The following is a 15751-nucleotide window of genomic DNA, read 5'->3' on the forward strand; positions in this document are numbered from 1 at the left end:
CGGGGGCCGCACTTAATCTGGTGTTAACTGAGCGTAGCTTGATCGTACTTGACCGTAATCGCGAGTACGGGTTTCACTGCCAGTTCACCCGTCGTCGACGCGAGAGCGATTCTTTGACCTCCGATCTGCTCGCACCACTCGACCTGGCGTTCTGGAACATCGAGTCCGCCCAGCACCCCATGCACCTCGGTGCCCTCGGGGTCTTCGCGGCCCACTCACCCACCGCGGGCGCGCACGCCGCGGACCTCCTCGCGGCCCGCGCGGCCGGAGTCCCCGGGCTGCGCATGCGGATCCGCGACGTGTGGAAGCCGCTGGCCTTCCCGCGCAGCTTCCCCCCGGCCTTCGGCGGCGCCGCCCGTGAGCCCGCCCCCGACTTCGAGCCGCTCGACCACGTGACACTGCACGCGCCGACCGGCGACTTCCACGCGGAGGCCGGCCGGCTCATGGAACGCCCGCTGGAGCGCGGCAGGCCGCCGTGGGAGGCGCATGTGCTGCCCGGCGAGGACGGGGTGTCCTTCGCCGTGCTGTTCAAGTTCCACCACGCGCTCGCCGACGGTCTGCGCGCCCTGATGCTCGCCGCCGCGATCATGGACCCGATGGACCTCCCGGAGCCCCGCCCGCGCCCCGCCGAGCCGCCCCGGGCACTCCTCCCGGACGTCCGCAGGCTTCCGGGCCTGGTCCGCGACACGCTCTCCGAGGTGGGCCGGGCCCTCGACATCGGCGCCTCGGTCGCCCTGTCGAACCTGGGCGTCCGGTCCACCCCCGCCCTCACCTCGCGGCCCACCGGCACCCGCCGCACCGCGGGCGTGGTCATCGACCTCGACGACGTGCACCGTGTCCGCAAGACCGTCGGCGGCACCGTCAACGACGTACTGATCGCCGTCGTCGCGGGCGCCCTGCGCCGCTGGCTCGACGAGCGCGGCGACGGCAGCGAGGGCGTCACCCCGCGAGCCCTCATCCCCGTCTCGAAACGCCGCCCGCGGACCGCCCACCCGCAGGGCAACCGGCTCTCCGGCTACGTGATACGGCTTCCGGTCGACGACCCCGACCCGCTGGAACGGCTGCGCAGTGTCCGCACGGCCATGGACCGCAACAAGGACGCCGGGCCCAACCGGGGAGCCGGCGCCGTCGCGCTGCTCGCCGAGCACGTGCCACCGCTCGGGCACCGCGTCAGCGGCCCCGTCGTCAGCCAGGCGGCCCGGCTGCTCTTCGACGTCCTGGTCACCAGCGTGCCGCTGCCCAGCCTCGGCCTGAAGCTCGGCGGCTGCCCGCTCACCGAGGTGTTCCCCTTCGCCCCGCTGGCCCGCGGCCAGGCCCTCGCCGTGGCCGTCTCGACGTACCGCGGACAGGTCCACTACGGGCTGGTGGCCGACGCGCAGGCCGTGCCGGACCTCGATGTGCTGGCCCGCGCGCTGTCCGAGGAGGTGGCGGCGCTGAACGTCGCCTGCGACTCCTGAGAAGGCGGCCCGCGCCCCCTCGGAGAGGCCGGTGATCATCTCGGGTTTGGTGCCACGCGCATTGCTCCGTAAAATTCCGCCTTCGAAAGCGAACGCGGTTCGAGCGCGGCGCGGAACCCGAGGAACGGCAACAGCGATGACGGTGACAGAGGACAGCCCGGCGACCCCCGCCGTGGACACGGCAGAGGTCACGGAGGTGTCGTACGGGCCCGGCATCGACCCGGAACGGCTCGCCGTCTGCCTCAGCGTGCTGGACGAGCTCGACAGGATCGACGTCGACCACCCCGACGCGATCGCCGTCCGCCGCGCCACGGCCGGCGTCTACCGCACGGTCAAGCAGCGCCGCCGCCAGGACCGCCGGGCCGCCAAGACCGCCCACGACAAGGCGGTCACCGAGTCCACCGCCACCGGCTCCGCCCAGCGCATCGACGACGAGACCGAGGGCATCCTGCCCTCGTCCGTCACCGACGCCGGTGAGATCGCGGGGATACTCCAGCGCCCGCGCTCCTGCTACATCTGCAAGAAGCGGTACGTCGAGGTCGACTACTTCTACCACCAGCTCTGCCAGGAGTGCGCGGCAGAGAACCGGTCCCGCCGCGAGGCCCGCACCGACCTCACCGGCAAGCGCGCCCTCCTCACCGGCGGCCGCGCCAAGATCGGCATGTACATCGCGCTGCGGCTCCTGCGGGACGGCGCGCACACCACCATCACCACCCGCTTCCCGAACGACGCGATCCGCCGCTTCAAGGCCATGCCCGACAGCGACGAGTGGATCGGCCGGCTGAAGATCGTCGGGATCGACCTGCGCGACCCCGCCCAGGTCGTCGCGCTCGCCGAGTCGGTGGCCGCCGAGGGACCCCTCGACATCCTGATCAACAACGCGGCCCAGACCGTACGCCGCTCACCGGGCGCCTACAGCGAGCTGCTCGCCGCCGAGTCGGGCCCGCTGCCCAGCGGTGAGCTGCCGCCCGCCGAGGTGATCGGCACCTTCGGCTCCGGTGCCGTGGCCGCCCTCCCGGTCGCCGGGGGCGGCGCGCTGACCGCGAAGGAGGTCACCGACCTCGCGCTGGTGTCCGGATCCGCGTCCCTGGATCGGATCGCGGCCGGTACGGCGATCGACGCGGGCGGGCTCGTCCCCGACCTGCACGACACCAACAGCTGGATCCAGTCCGTCGAGGAGGTCACGCCGGTCGAGCTTCTGGAGGTCCAGCTCTGCAACTCCACGGCGCCCTTCATCCTCATCAGCAGGCTGCGCGCGGCGATGTCCGCCGCCGAGGCGAACCGCACGTACATCGTGAACGTCTCCGCCATGGAGGGTGTCTTCAACCGCGGCTACAAGGGCGCCGGGCACCCGCACACCAACATGGCGAAGGCCGCCCTGAACATGCTCACGCGCACCAGCGCCCAGGAGATGTTCGAGAAGGACCGCATCCTGATGACCGCCGTCGACACCGGCTGGATCACCGACGAGCGCCCGCACCCCGACAAGATGCGCCTCGCCGACGCCGGCTTCCACGCGCCGCTCGACCTCATCGACGGAGCCGCCCGCGTGTACGACCCGATCGTGCGCGGTGAGCAGGGCGAGGACCTGTTCGGCGTGTTCATGAAGGACTACGCGCCCGGCAAGTGGTGACCTGACGCCGGTTCCGCACGCGTGCCCCGCGGCCGGATCCTGTGTCCGGCCTGGACCGTCTCTTCTACCGGGACCGTCCGTTCTGCCGGGACCCCGTGTCCCGGCAGGGCCCTTGTTCCCTACAGGCCGGGCGTCCGTGACCTCAGGCGCTCGTGCACCGCGTGGCCGACGGAGCCGGGGTAGGCGGCCCGCACCCGGGTGCCCCCGTCGACCAGCAGGTCGGCGCCGGTGATCCAGCCCGCCGCGTCCGAGGCCAGCCAGGTCACCGCCCGCGCGATGTCCTCAGGCCGCCCGATACGGCCCAGTGGGAGACCGGCGCCCAGCTCGTCCTCGGCGCCCTCCCACACGAAGCGGGCCATCTCCGTCCGCACGAGACCGGGGGAGACGGAGTTGACCCGCACCCCCGGCGCCAGCTCGCCCGCGAGCTGCTGGGTGACGTGCAGCAGAGCGGCTTTGCTGGTGGAGTAGGCGCCCACGTTGGGGCCGACGTGGGCGGCGCCCTCCGTGCAGATGTTCACGACGCTGCCGCCGTGCTCGCTCATCCACGCCCGCCAGGCACAGCGCACCAGCCGCAGGGGCGCCTCGACGTTGACCGTGAACGCCTCGCGCCAGCGGTCCGGGTCGGCGTCCATGAGCGGCCCGTACGGCTCGTTGACCGCCGCGTTGTTCACCACGACGTCGATCCGGCCGAACTCCCGCAGCGCCAGCGCGGTCAGCCGGCGCAGATGGTCGGGGTCGGCGACCGACCCCGCCAGCCCGACGCCGCCGAGCCGCGTGGCGGCCAGGGCCACCGCCTCCGCGTCCCGGGCGGTCACGCACACCCGTGCCCCCGCTCCGGCGAGCTCCTCCGCGATGGCCAGGCCGATCCCGCGGGAGGCTCCGGTGACGATGGCGGCCCTGCCCCGGAGACCGTACGACGACGTCATCGACGTACCGTCTCATGACGGTCCGTCAGTCGACAGGCCCCGTCGGGAGGTTCCTTCGTCGACCGGTCAGTGGCCCCGGGCCGACGGCCGGTTCCGGGTGCCGGGCGCCGAGTGCTGTGCCGCCACGAGCTCCAGGACCGTACGCCAGTCCTCCATGACGCCGGCGTCGAGGCCGACGACCTTGCCCGCGTCGTCCGCCTGCCGCAGGGTGACCGCGTCCTCGGCGAGCGGATCCCGTTCGAAGGAGGCGGCCTCGAAGGGCGTCATCGCTCCGCCCTGGGCGGTCAGGGTCAGCGCGCTCTGCGCGGACAGTCCGCGGCCCGGCGCGGTGGTGGCCAGATAGCGTTTCGCCGCCACATGCAGCTGGACGAGCCGGGAGACCCGCTCGCCGAGCAGTGGCCGCACCGCGTCGGCCGCGAGGTCGGCGTGACCGGCGTCGTCGCCCGGACTGATCAGGTGCCCGATGTCGTGCACCAGGCCCGCCACCTGGAGCTCCTTGTCCGCCGGATGGCCGCGGCGCAGGAGCGCGGCGGTCTGGAGGGCGTGATCGTGGATATCGACCGGGTCGCCGCTGCGGTCCGAGGTGTCCCAGGCGCCTCGGCAGGCGTGCAGCAGATCCATCAGCTCCTCGACGCTGCGCAGCTCCATGCGTCGGTCCTCCCGCGAGAAAAGCCGTTGCCGGGACTCAGCAGATCATGGCCTCCTTGCGAAGGGGCCAACGGGATCTGAACGGCGCCCGGTTTCCGTGGTGACCAGGACGGTGGCCGGCGGCCCTACCGGCGGTATTGAGCCGAATGGGTGGCGGCAAAGAGGGTGTAATGTTTCAAATCGCCGCAGATCGGGGCCTGGTGGGGGCGGAATGAGACGAGACGGTTACCTCGTGTTTTCAGCCCCATAGAGCGGGCACCCGCTCATTTGGTTACTCTGTACCGGACGGACAGCTACACGGGGTTCAACCCACACCCACGGTCCGTCCTGGGACAAGCCGGTCACCACGGCCTGCTCTCACACGAGTTACCGGCGCCACCGCGTCCCTAACTGCCTTCGACTCATACCCGAGCGGACGTCAGGCGACCGGCGGTCGACCGGCCTTGTGCGTCCCGAGGGTGACCCGACACATAAGGAGTGCGCGGTGACACCGGAGAAGAATCGCGATCAACGCCCCCAGGAACTCTCGGAGGGCACGGGCCGTAGGCCCGAGAAGAAGCTCGGCAGCCTCGACGTGTGGGCCAGGTCGGCCCCGATCCGCCTCGCGGGTTACGAGGACGACCTCGCCGAGCCGCACATCCTGCCCAGCGTCGACTGACCCTGGCAGAACCGATCGCGATCCTCCTGGCGGGATCCGTCGCGAGACCTGACGGCAGGATCCATCGCGAAACCTGACGGCATGGGCGTGCCAGACTCACGCCCATGCTGATCAGAGAAGCCGTGGCCGACGACTGGCCGCGGATCTGGCCTTTCTGGCACCGGATCGTCGCCGCCGGCGAGACCTACACCTGGGATCCGGACACCTCCGACGAGGCGGCCCGCGCCCTCTGGATGACCCCGGGCAAGCGTGTGTACGTCGCCGAGGACGCGGCCGGAGCCGTCGTCGGCTCGGCCTTCGTCACCCCCAACTACGGCGGCCCCGCCGACCGGATCGCCAACGCCGGGTTCATGGTCGACCCCGACCGGGGCGGACGCGGCATCGGCCGCGCCCTCGCCGAGCACGTCCTCGCGGCGGCCAGGGCGGACGGCTACCGGGGCATGGTGTTCAACGCCGTCGTCGCCACCAACCCGGCCGTCGGGCTGTGGACCTCACTCGGCTTCACCGTCCTGGGAACCGTGCCGGACGCCTATGAACACCCCCGGCACGGACGGGTGGGGCTGCACATCATGTACCGGGCGCTGTGACCCGATCCAGCGGTGCCGTACGACGCCACGGGCGCAGCTCCTCCAACTGCTCCGCCAGGGCGAGGAGTTCGAGCTCGGAACCGGGACGCCCGACCAGTTGTACGGCGGTGGGGGCGCCGCCGGGCAGGGTGCCGAAGGGCACCGACATCGCCGGCCAGCCGGTGAGGTTCCACGGCGGGGTCATCGGCGAGTAGTTCGTGCTGGCCAGCAGATTGCGCAGCCAGCCCCGCTCGTGCCAGGCCACGGCGGCGGGACCCCGCCGGGCGAGTGCGGGCGTGATCAGCACGTCGTGGTCGGCGAAGAACGGCTCCATCCGCTCGCGCAACCGCTCCCGACGGCGCCCCTTGCGGACGCCGTTGACGAACCGCCGCCCCACCGCCGCGTGTACGCGGGTCCGCCGGGTCAGCAGTCGGGTGTCGAGCTCCGCGGCGTCCACGGAGGTGCCCGCGGTCCAGTGTGCGAGCGAGGTCGTACTCAGCCAGAGGGGGTAGGGCGGGTTGGCCGGCCGTACCTGGTGGCCCGCCACGGCCAGCACTCCCGCCGCCTCCCGGGCGGCTGACTTGTAGGGAGGGGTGACCAGCACGCCGAGCAGCGGGCTCGCCACGGAGAGGGCGATCCTGAGGGACGGCCTGGCCTCGCCCGTACCCGCCTCCGTCGCGGTCCCCGCCGCCGTCCCCGTCCCCTCCGCCCCTCCGGCCGCCTCCGGGCCGGCGGTCTCTGTGCCCGCCAGTACCTCCAGCATCAGGCGCGCGTCCCCGACGGTGGTCGCGAGCGGTCCGTTCTCCGACATGCCGAACCAGTCGCCGTGACCGATGCCCGCCGGGACCGTGCCGTGGCCCGGCTTCAGCGCGACCAGGCCGCAGTTGGCGGCCGGTATGCGCAGCGACCCCATGCCGTCGTTGCCGAGCGCGATCGGCACCATCCCGGCGGCGACCGCGGCGGCGCTGCCGCCCGAGGAGCCGCCGGCCGTGCGTGAGAGGTCCCACGGATTGCGCGCGATGCCGTGCACACCGTCGGTGGTACCGAAGACGCAGAGCTCGGGCACGTTCGTCAGGCCCACCACCACCGCGCCGGCCGCGCGGAGCCGCGCCACGGTGACATGGTCGTGGTCGGCGGGTGTGTCCGGGGTGGCGGCCGACCCGTTGCGGTTGGACTCGCCGCGCACCGGGAGGTTGTCCTTCACGGCCACCGGCACACCGGCGAGGGGCAGGCCGGTGAGATCCCGTGTGGCGAGCTCGTCGGCCTCGGCGAGGGCGGCCTCCGCCCGCACCGTGCGGAAGGCGCCGACACGGCTGTCGAGCAGCTCGATCCGGGCGAGGTGTTCGGCCACCACCTCCCGCGGGGTCACCCGCTTCTCGCGTACGGCTGCGGCGATCTCGGCGGCGGTCCGGCCGACCCAGGTGGTCACGGGCACTCCCTTGCGTACCGATGAGTAGTACGAGGTGCACTCTGCCCGCAGAGGGCGGTTTCGTCGAGAGGCGGTGGTCTTGGAACTCGGCGGACAGTACTCCCGCGGGTCCGCGTGGACGGCGTCGTCTTCGCCTTCCCGTCGGTTTCCCGTAGGCCGAGGCGGGCGCCAGGAACAACGTGGTCGCTCTCGGCCGGCGCGTCGAACTGCCCAGGGGGGTTGCCTCTCGGCCCTGTTCCTCCAGCCGGCCACCCACGGAGGGCCGTTGGCCGGGCGGGACGGCGCACTCCACCTCCTGGAGGTCCCCGGCGGACAGAGCGTGGAGGCCACTGTCATCTACGCCGGTACCCTCGCCGTCCTCGCCGTCCTCGACGGAGACCGGACGTCGGTCGGCGTCGACGTGCCGGGCGCCCACGCCGTCGAGCCCGCGAGCGTGCCGCGCCTGGACCCCGGCGGACAGGCGCGGTACGTGTCGGCGTCCGCGACCGGGTGGGTACGGACGGTCGCAACCGACGTCCGCCCGGGGCCCGTTCACGATCGCCGGGGCCCCGTGCTGTCCCGCTCGATCAGCCGGGGCACCGGCACCTGCACCGTACGGGCCGGGCCGCCGTCCAGGAGCGCGGTGAGTTCCCGCGCGGCCGTGCGGCCGAACTCCACGGTGTCCCGGGAGAGGGCCGAGAGCCAGGGCTTGACCATGCGGCAGAGCGCGGAGTCCTCCCAGGCCACGACCGAGACGTCGCCGGGCACCGCGAAACCGAGCTCCGCGGCGGCGGCCACTCCGGCGACGGCCATCACGTCGTTGTCGTAGACCAGGGCGGTCGGCGGCATGCCGCTCTCCAGGACGCGATGGGTGACGGCCGCGCTCTCCGCGTCCGAGTAGTCCGTGGGCACCGAGCGGACCTCCGTGAGCCCCCGGCGCTCGGCCTCGGCGCGCAGCGTACGGATCCGGCGCTCGGTGTGGGCGAGCCCGGGAAGCCCGGCGATGTGCACGATCCGGCGGTGTCCGAGCGCGTACAGCTCGTCCACCACCGCGGCCATCGCGGCGGCGTCGTCGGCCCACACGGTGGACAGCCCCGGGTGCCTGGCGTCCGGCACGCCGCCGATGACCACGGCGGGCAGGCCGAGTTCGTCGAGGAGGTCCGGGCGCGGATCGTCGACGCGCGGGTCGACGACCAGCACTCCGTCCACCCGGTGCTCGGCCCACCAGCGCCGGTAGACCGCGCACTCGGCGGCCACGTCCTCCACCACCTGGAAGAGCAGGCTGAGATGGCGCTCCGCCAGCACCTCCTGGATGCCGGAGACGAGCTGGAGGAAGAAGGAGTCCACACCCAGGGTGTCCGCCGGCCGGGCCAGTACGAAGCCGACCGTGGCCGCGCCCTCCCCGGACAGCGCGCGGGCCGCCGTACTCGGCCGCCAGCCCAGCTGCTCGGCGACCCGGCGCACCCGGTCGCGGGTGATCTCGGAGACCCCCGGCCGGTCGTTGAGCGCGAAGGAGACCGCGCTCTCGGAGACTCCGGCGCGGCGCGCGATGTCCTTCATCGTCGGCCTGCGCGCGGGAGACCGCTTGGCTGGCAACCCTGCTCCCCGTTCTTTCGAGACCCGTTTCGGACGTCTCGGCGACGTCATCCGGTGCCGCGTACTAATGCGCTTGAGCTGATGCAATCTAAAGCGCTTTAGTGATCGATTGCAAGAGGCTGGTTGTGCGCCGTTGACCTGGCATGTTGTGTCACTAAAGACTTTAGTCGGTGCTAATCCATTGACTTGCGCCGCGAGTTGCCCGCAAAGTCTGCCCCGGTACCAATCGCCAACCTGGTGCAAAGGAGCCCGGTCACCGTGCGCACACCTCGCAGAGCACTCGCCGCCGCCGCCATCGCCTTCGTCCTGCCGCTGAGCGCCTGCGGTTCCGGGGACGGTGGAAGCGGCTCCACGGACGCCTCCGGCAAGGTCGAGGGGGACATCACCTTCCAGACCTGGAACCTCCAGGCCAACTTCAAGCCCTACTTCGAGGGCGTGATCGCCGACTTCGAGAAGAAGTACCCGGACACGCACGTGAAGTGGATCGACCAGCCGGCCGAGGGATACGCCGACAAGATCAGCGCGGACGCGGCCGGCGGCACCCTGTCCGACGTCGTGAACGTCTCGCCGGACCTCGTCGCGCCGCTCGCCAAGGCCGGGTTCGCGCTCGACCTGGACAAGGCCGCCTCGAAATACAAGAAGGAGTACCTGGAGGGCGCCTGGGCCAGCCACCAGATACCGGGCATGACCGGAACCTACGCCTTCCCCTGGTACCTCAACACCGGCCCGCTCTTCTACAACAAGTCGCTCTTCGAGGAGGCCGGGCTCGACCCCGCCAAGCCCCCGACGACGTACGACGAACTCTTCGGCAGCGCACTGGAGCTGGCCGAGAAGACCGACGGCAAGGTGGCCACGCTCGCCAACGTGCCCACCATCGAGGACTTCGGCCGCTACGGCGTCGAGCTGATGAACGAGGAAGGCACCGCCTTCGCCTTCAACGACGCCAAGGGCATCGAACTCCTCACCAAGTACAAGGAGTTGTACGACGCCAAGGCGCTGGACACGCAGGCGCTCACCGCGACCCCCGAGTCGTCCGGCAAGAAGTTCCTCACCGGAGCCGTCGCCATGAACCCCGGCAGCGCCCTGGACCTGGAGAACTTCAAGAAGCAGGCGCCGAACCTCTACAAGAACATCGGCATCACGGACCAGATCACCAGCACCGGCAAGGTGAACATGTACGTGATGGGCGTGATGGTCAACTCGCAGACCAAGCACACCCCGGCCGCGGTCGCCTTCGCGCACTTCGTCACCGACGCGCGGAACCAGATGTCGTTCGCGAAGCAGGTCGCCATCTTCCCGAGCACCGCGGGCTCCCTGGACGACCCGTACTTCACCAAGGAGGACGGCACGGACGTGACGCGGGTACGCGTGGCGGCCGCCAAGTCCCTGAAGAACGCGGTCAACTACACGCCGGTCCTGTTCAGCGAGCAGATGAAGACCGAGCTGCGCAACGAGGTGGCCAAGGCCCTCCAGGGCAAGGAGAGTCCCAAGGAAGCTCTTGACAACGCTGTCAAGGCCTGCGACCGGCTTCTCCAGCAGCAGGGTTGACCGACATGGCGAGCTCTTCCACCGTCTCCGACGGAGTCCGGCACGGTACGCGGGCGGGGCGCTCTGAGCGGTCGCGGCGTCCCGCGCGGTCCTGGCGTCCCGCGCGGCCGGGGCGGCCACGGGGTGTGCGGCGCCAACTGCCCACGAGCCCCTGGCTGTTCGCCGCCCCCGGGCTGCTGGTCATCGGCGTCTTCATCCTGTATCCGTTCGTCTCCACGGTGGTCAACTCCTTCACCGACCGCCGCACCCTGATCCCCGGCGAGTTCGTGGGCCTGGCCAACTTCCGGGAACTGCTGCACGACGACATGTTCTGGATCGGGCTGCGCAACAGCACGCTGTACGTCCTCGGGGTCGTCCCCGCGCTCGTCCTGCTGCCGCTGCTGCTCGCCATGCTGGTCCAGAAGAACATCCCGGGCATCGCCTTCTTCCGGTCGGCGTTCTACACCCCGGTGGTCGCGTCGATCGTGGTGGTCGGGCTCATCTGGGTGTGGCTGCTGGACGAACGCGGCCTGGTCAACTCGCTGTTGGAGACGATCGGGGTCGGCAGGGTCGGCTTCCTCAGTGACCAGTGGCTGCTGTTGCTGAGCGCCATGACCGTCACGGTCTGGAAGGGCCTCGGCTACTACATGATCATTTACTTGGCCGCACTCGCCAACGTGCCGCGCGAACTGCACGAGGCCGCCGCGGTCGACGGCGCGGGCGCGGTACGGCGCTTCTTCACGGTGACCGTGCCCGCCGTCCGCTCCACGATGGTGCTGGTCGGCGCGCTGTCCTCGGTGGCCGCGTTCAAGGTGTTCTCCGAGGTCTATCTGATGGCCGGTCCCGACGGCGGCCCGGCCGGCGAGGACACCACCCTCGTCATGCTCGTCCAGCGCACCGGCACCGGACTGACCGGCCGGGTCGGCTACGCCTCCGCCATCTCGGTCGTCGTCTTCGTCGTCACCGTCGCCCTGATGCTGCTGGTGCTGCGCGCCGACCGGAAGGAGGACACGTGAGCGTGCTGGAGAAGATACATCCCACCGAGCGGCCCGCGCCGGTGAAGCGGCCCCGTCGCCGGATCACCGACGAGGACGGCAGGCGGGTACGAGCCTGGGAACTCGCCCTGCGCTACCTGCTGTTGACCGCCGTACTCGCCCTCACCGTCGGGCCCTTCCTGTGGCAGCTGTCCACCTCGCTCAAGGGCCCGACCGAGGACATCTACAGCTCGACGCCCAAGTTCCTGCCGAGCCACCCGACACTCCACAACTACGACCGGGTCGCCGAGACCATCCCGGTCTGGGACTACGCGTTCAACTCACTGAAGGTCGCGGGCGCCAACGTCGTGACGAACTGCGTCGGTTCGGCCTTGGCGGGATACGCCCTGGCCCGGATGCGCTACCGGGGCCGGCGGGTCGCCACCCTCGTCTTCATCCTGGCGATGCTGGTCCCGGTCGAGAGCATCATCATCGCCCAGTTCACCACCATGCGTGAGCTCGGCCTGAACAACACCCTCATCGGGGTGGTGCTGCCCGCCTGCGTCAGCGCCATGAACGTCCTGCTGATGCGCAACGCCTTCCTCAACCTGCCCTACGAGATCGAGGAGGCGGCCTTCGTCGACGGGGCGAACGCCTGGCAGCGGTTCCTGCGGATCGCGCTGCCCTCGGTGAAGGGAACCCTCGCCGTCGTCGCGATCTTCGCCTTCATGGGCGCCTGGGACGACTTCCTGTGGCCGCTCATCGTGCTCAGCGATCCGTCGAAGTTCACGCTGACCATCGGACTCAACTATCTGCACGGCACCTTCGCCAACGACGAACGGCTCGTCGCCGCGGGCACGATCATCGCCGTGGCGCCGCTGATCGTCCTCTTCGCCTGCCTCCAGCGGTACTTCTTCCGCGGGGTCGGCGAGGGCGCGGTCAAGGGCTGACCGCTTCCTCCAGGGTTGACCGCTTGCCCCAGGGCTGACCCGCTTCGTCAAGGGCCGACCGTACCGTCATGGGCCGCCGCTCCGTACCCCTCTTCGCCTCGCAAGGATCCCGCATGCCTGCTGTCGTGCGCTTCGGCGTCAACTACACCCCGAGCCAGGGGTGGTTCCACCACTGGCTCGACTTCGACCTCGACGCCGTACGGGCCGATCTGGACTCGATAGCCGAACTCGGTCTCGACCACATCCGGGTCTTCCCGCTCTGGCCCTACTTCCAGCCCAACCGCACCCTGATCCGCCCACGTGCCGTGGAGCAACTCCTCGCGCTCGCCGACGCCGCCGCCGAACGCGGACTCGACGTCAACGTCGACGGGCTCCAGGGACACCTCTCCAGCTTCGACTTCCTGCCCGCCTGGACCCAGACCTGGCACAGGCGGAACATCTTCACCGACCCGGAAGTGGTCGAGGGCGAGGCCGACTACCTCCGGGTGCTCGCCGCGGCGCTCGCCGACCGGCCCAACTTCATCGGCATGACGATCGGCAACGAGGTCAACCAGTTCGCGGCGGGCCCGCATCCCGACCCGGACCGCATCACGCCAGGGCAGGCCGAGGCCTGGCTGCGGCGGCTGCTCGCCGCCTGCGAGGAGGGCGCACCGGGCAAGCTGCATCTGCACGCCTCCTACGACGCCGCCTGGTACCAGGACGACCAGCCGTTCACGCCCGAGCACTCGGCACGGCTCGGCGCGGTCACGGCCGTGCACTCCTGGGTGTTCAACGGCACGGCCCAGCGCCACGGCCGTACGGGCGTCGCCACCGAACACCACTCCGCGTACCTCATCGAGCTCTCCAAGGCGTGGGCCGACGATCCGCGCCGCCCGGTGTGGCTCCAGGAGGTGGGCGCGCCCGCCCCGCTGATCCCGGCGGAGCACGCGGCCGCGTTCACCGAGGCGACCGTCGCGAACGCCCTCGACTGCCCCGACCTGTGGGGCATCACCTGGTGGTGCTCGCACGACGTGAGCCGCGACCTCGCCGACTTCCCCGAACTCGAGTACAGCCTCGGCCTGTTGACCAACGACGGGAAGACCAAGCCCGCGGGTCGCACGATCGCGCGGGTCATCGAGGAACAGCGCGACCCCGGCGGTCCCTACGCACCTCCCGCGCCCCGGACCACGGCCCTGGTGGTCGACATCACGCCAGGCCGTTCCGTCTGCGCCCCGGGTGGGCAGGTCTTCGAGGCCTTCGCCCGGCTGACCGCCGACGGGGCCCGCCCCACCACCGTTCTCGCGAGCCGCGCCGACGACAGGGAACACCTCGCGGCCCGTGGCATCACCGAAGTCGTCACACCTGATCAGGTCACCGAGTAGCCCGTCCCCCACGACCACACGGAGCACACAGTGAGCCTCAACAGACGCACCGTCCTGCTCGCCGGAGCCGGCGCCGCCGCCGGGCTCCTCCCCGGCCTCTCCGGTACGGCGGCGGCAGCGGCGCGCGACCTCCAGCCGTACGCCTCCTACTGGTATCCCGACTCGCTGCCTTCGGGCACCCCCGGTACCGGCATCACCTGGCGCGCCCTGAAGAGCTGGAGCGCCGACGACGACGCCGACCTCGCGTTCAACGCCGCGTCCGTGCCGCTCGCCGCGCGGTTCACACCGACCCCGGCGAACGCGACAGCCCGCAGCGGCCAGGCCCGTGTCCAGTCCCTCGTCTCCTTCGGCCCCACGGCGGGCAACCCCTCGCAGGGCGCGGCCTCCGCCGACTACTACGCGCTCACCCACTGGGCGTACGTCGACGAACTCGTCTTCTGGGGCGGCTCGTCGGGCGAGGGCCTGATCCTCGCCCCGAACGCGCCGATCGTCGACGCGGCCCACCGCCACGGCGTTCCGGTACTCGGCAACGTCTTCCTGCCGCCGGCCGCCTACGGGGGACAGCTCCAGTGGACCCGCGACCTGGTCCAGAAGGACTCCGCCGGGCACTACCCGCTGGCCGCCCAACTCGTCGCCGTGGCCGACGCATACGGCTTCGACGGCTGGTTCGTGAACGCCGAGACGAGCGGCGGCAACGCGGCGCTCGCCGCCGACATGCTCGGCTTCCTCAAGGAACTCAAGGCGCTGGGCACGGCCAAGGGGCAGCGCGTCACCTGGTACGACTCGATGACCGTGGGCGGCTCGGTGAGCTGGCAGGGCGCGTTGAACAGCCAGAACCAGACGTTCTTCCAGGCCGCCGACTCGATGTTCATCGACTTCCGCTGGTCGCAGAGCGGCCTCGCCTCCTCGGGCACCCTGGCCCAGCAACTCGGCCGCAGCCGCTACGACTTGTGGGCCGGTGTCGACGTCGAGGCGAGCGGCACGAGCAAGTCGGTCAACTGGAACGCGATCGTGCCGAGCACCACGGCGCACGTCACCTCCATCGGCTTCTACCGGCCCGAGTGGACCCGCAACCACCTTCCGGCGAGCCGGACGCCCGGTGACTTCCACGCCGCCGACGACCTCTTCTGGACCGGCGCCTCGCTCGACCCTTCCAGGCCCGACACCACGGCGAGTTGGCGGGCACCGGCGCTCTCCGTGGCCGACCGCTCGACCGTCACCTCGGTCCCCTTCGCCAGCTCCTTCAACACCGGCCACGGCCTGAAGTGGTACGAGGACGGCACGGCGACCTCGGCGACGGCCTGGAACCACCTCGGTCTCCAGGACCGGCTGCCCTCCCGCCGCTGGGTCATCCGTACCACCGGTCAACGCCCCGCCGTCACCTTCGACTTCGCGGACGCCTGGCGCGGCGGCAGCAGCGTCCTCGTCGACGGCGCCCTCGACGCCCCCACCACGCTGGACCTCTACGCGACCCGGCTGCCACTGGGCACGGACACGGACACGGTGGTCGAGCTGACCCATCGTGCCGTCTCCGGAAGCGTGCGGGTCGAACTGGCCGTCGCCACCGCCGAGCCGGACACCGCGGGCGGGGCGCCCCCGTACACGTACTTCCCCGTGAGCACGGGCGCCGGCTGGGGCACCTCGACGGTGCGACTGACGGGACTGTCGGGCCAGGTGCGTGCGCTGGGCGTCCGGCTCACCGCCGCCACCGGGCCGGTGCGCTGGCGGCTCGGCGGGCTCGCCGTCCGGGACGCGGTGGTGACCCCGGCCGCGCCCGCCGGCCTGCGGATCACGGACTCCGACGGGGGAGGCCTGCGCTTCGCCTGGGAAGCGGCCCCGGGACCGGTGCGCCACTACGAGCTGTACCGGACGCTCCCCGACGGCACCCGCCGTTTCCTCGGCGGCACCTGCCAGCGCGCCTTCTACGCGGGTGGTCTGGCCGCCGAGCAGGGGGAGACCGCCGCGCGGTTCGAACTGCGCGCGGTGGGGGAGCTGTTCACCGTCTCGATACCCGTCACGACCACCCACACCTGGTAGCAGGCCGCAC

At 71.2% G+C, this 15751-nt stretch carries 13 protein-coding genes; 9 read left to right on the plus strand and 4 right to left on the minus strand.

Annotated features, from left to right (window positions below):
• Window positions 1–113: 113 nt before the first annotated feature.
• Together ACIP79_RS12150 and ACIP79_RS12155 are read left to right on the plus strand one after the other, a co-directional pair.
• Window positions 114–1457 (plus strand): wax ester/triacylglycerol synthase family O-acyltransferase, encoded by a 1344-nt coding sequence (locus tag ACIP79_RS12150; RefSeq protein ID WP_401222343.1) that lies wholly within the window; start codon window positions 114–116, stop codon window positions 1455–1457.
• 136 nt (window positions 1458–1593) lie between these two features.
• A complete protein-coding gene (locus tag ACIP79_RS12155) occupies window positions 1594–3090 on the plus strand; it encodes an SDR family NAD(P)-dependent oxidoreductase (protein WP_401222345.1) in 1497 nt (498 codons plus the stop codon).
• 119 nt (window positions 3091–3209) lie between these two features.
• Here the strand turns inward: ACIP79_RS12155 and ACIP79_RS12160 are convergent, their stop codons facing one another.
• Complete coding sequence (locus ACIP79_RS12160; RefSeq protein WP_401222347.1) at window positions 3210–4016, minus strand: SDR family oxidoreductase; 807 nt, start codon at window positions 4014–4016, stop codon at window positions 3210–3212.
• 66 nt (window positions 4017–4082) lie between these two features.
• Window positions 4083–4664, minus strand: coding sequence for an inositol oxygenase family protein (locus tag ACIP79_RS12165; protein ID WP_401222349.1), 582 nt, complete (start codon window positions 4662–4664; stop codon window positions 4083–4085).
• A gap of 484 nt (window positions 4665–5148) precedes the next feature.
• Here ACIP79_RS12165 and ACIP79_RS12170 point away from each other — a divergent pair, with 484 nt between their 5' ends.
• Both ACIP79_RS12170 and ACIP79_RS12175 read left to right on the plus strand, forming a co-directional pair.
• The gene (locus ACIP79_RS12170) at window positions 5149–5322 is read left to right on the plus strand and encodes a hypothetical protein (protein ID WP_383687622.1); all 174 of its coding nucleotides are present in this window, start codon (window positions 5149–5151) and stop codon (window positions 5320–5322) included.
• A gap of 104 nt (window positions 5323–5426) precedes the next feature.
• Window positions 5427–5909, plus strand: coding sequence for a GNAT family N-acetyltransferase (locus ACIP79_RS12175; RefSeq protein ID WP_401222351.1), 483 nt, complete (start codon window positions 5427–5429; stop codon window positions 5907–5909).
• Here the strand turns inward: ACIP79_RS12175 and ACIP79_RS12180 are convergent.
• Complete coding sequence (locus ACIP79_RS12180) at window positions 5890–7317, minus strand: amidase (RefSeq protein WP_383687618.1); 1428 nt, start codon at window positions 7315–7317, stop codon at window positions 5890–5892. The genes ACIP79_RS12175 and ACIP79_RS12180 overlap by 20 nt on opposite strands.
• 531 nt (window positions 7318–7848) lie before the next feature.
• Window positions 7849–8892, minus strand: coding sequence for a LacI family DNA-binding transcriptional regulator (locus tag ACIP79_RS12185; RefSeq protein WP_401222354.1), 1044 nt, complete (start codon window positions 8890–8892; stop codon window positions 7849–7851).
• Between the two features lie 258 nt (window positions 8893–9150).
• Here ACIP79_RS12185 and ACIP79_RS12190 point away from each other — a divergent pair, with 258 nt between their 5' ends.
• The 5 genes from ACIP79_RS12190 (at window position 9151) to ACIP79_RS12210 (ending at window position 15741) form a co-directional block, all read left to right on the plus strand.
• Window positions 9151–10440 carry an ABC transporter substrate-binding protein gene (locus ACIP79_RS12190; RefSeq protein ID WP_401222356.1) on the plus strand — a complete coding sequence of 430 codons (1290 nt, stop codon included), beginning with the start codon at window positions 9151–9153 and terminating at the stop codon, window positions 10438–10440.
• Between the two features lie 5 nt (window positions 10441–10445).
• A complete protein-coding gene (locus tag ACIP79_RS12195; RefSeq protein ID WP_401222358.1) occupies window positions 10446–11435 on the plus strand; it encodes a carbohydrate ABC transporter permease in 990 nt (329 codons plus the stop codon).
• Window positions 11432–12343, plus strand: a complete 912-nt coding sequence (locus tag ACIP79_RS12200; RefSeq protein WP_401222360.1) for a carbohydrate ABC transporter permease — start codon at window positions 11432–11434, stop codon at window positions 12341–12343. The genes ACIP79_RS12195 and ACIP79_RS12200 overlap by 4 nt, the downstream gene beginning before the upstream one ends.
• Before the next feature lie 113 nt (window positions 12344–12456).
• Complete coding sequence (locus ACIP79_RS12205) at window positions 12457–13704, plus strand: glycosyl hydrolase (RefSeq protein WP_401222362.1); 1248 nt, start codon at window positions 12457–12459, stop codon at window positions 13702–13704.
• Window positions 13705–13734: 30 nt separating this feature from the next.
• On the plus strand, window positions 13735–15741 hold the full coding sequence (locus ACIP79_RS12210) for an endo-beta-N-acetylglucosaminidase (protein WP_401222364.1): 2007 nt from the start codon (window positions 13735–13737) through the stop codon (window positions 15739–15741).
• Window positions 15742–15751 lie beyond the last annotated feature (10 nt).

It is taken from the genome of Streptomyces sp. NPDC088747 (assembly GCF_044751025.1).
Classification (GTDB): domain Bacteria; phylum Actinomycetota; class Actinomycetes; order Streptomycetales; family Streptomycetaceae; genus Streptomyces.

What these genes read in the sequence shown, in the direction of transcription:
- ACIP79_RS12175 (WP_401222351.1), top strand. Translation starts at nt 5,427, where the DNA reads ATGCTGATCAGAGAAGCCGTGGCCGACGACTGGCCGCGGATCTGGCCT.
- ACIP79_RS12205 (WP_401222362.1), top strand. Translation starts at nt 12,457, where the DNA reads ATGCCTGCTGTCGTGCGCTTCGGCGTCAACTACACCCCGAGCCAGGGG.
- ACIP79_RS12165 (WP_401222349.1), bottom strand. Translation starts at nt 4,664, where the DNA reads ATGGAGCTGCGCAGCGTCGAGGAGCTGATGGATCTGCTGCACGCCTGC.
- ACIP79_RS12195 (WP_401222358.1), top strand. Translation starts at nt 10,446, where the DNA reads ATGGCGAGCTCTTCCACCGTCTCCGACGGAGTCCGGCACGGTACGCGG.
- ACIP79_RS12160 (WP_401222347.1), bottom strand. Translation starts at nt 4,016, where the DNA reads ATGACGTCGTCGTACGGTCTCCGGGGCAGGGCCGCCATCGTCACCGGA.
- ACIP79_RS12155 (WP_401222345.1), top strand. Translation starts at nt 1,594, where the DNA reads ATGACGGTGACAGAGGACAGCCCGGCGACCCCCGCCGTGGACACGGCA.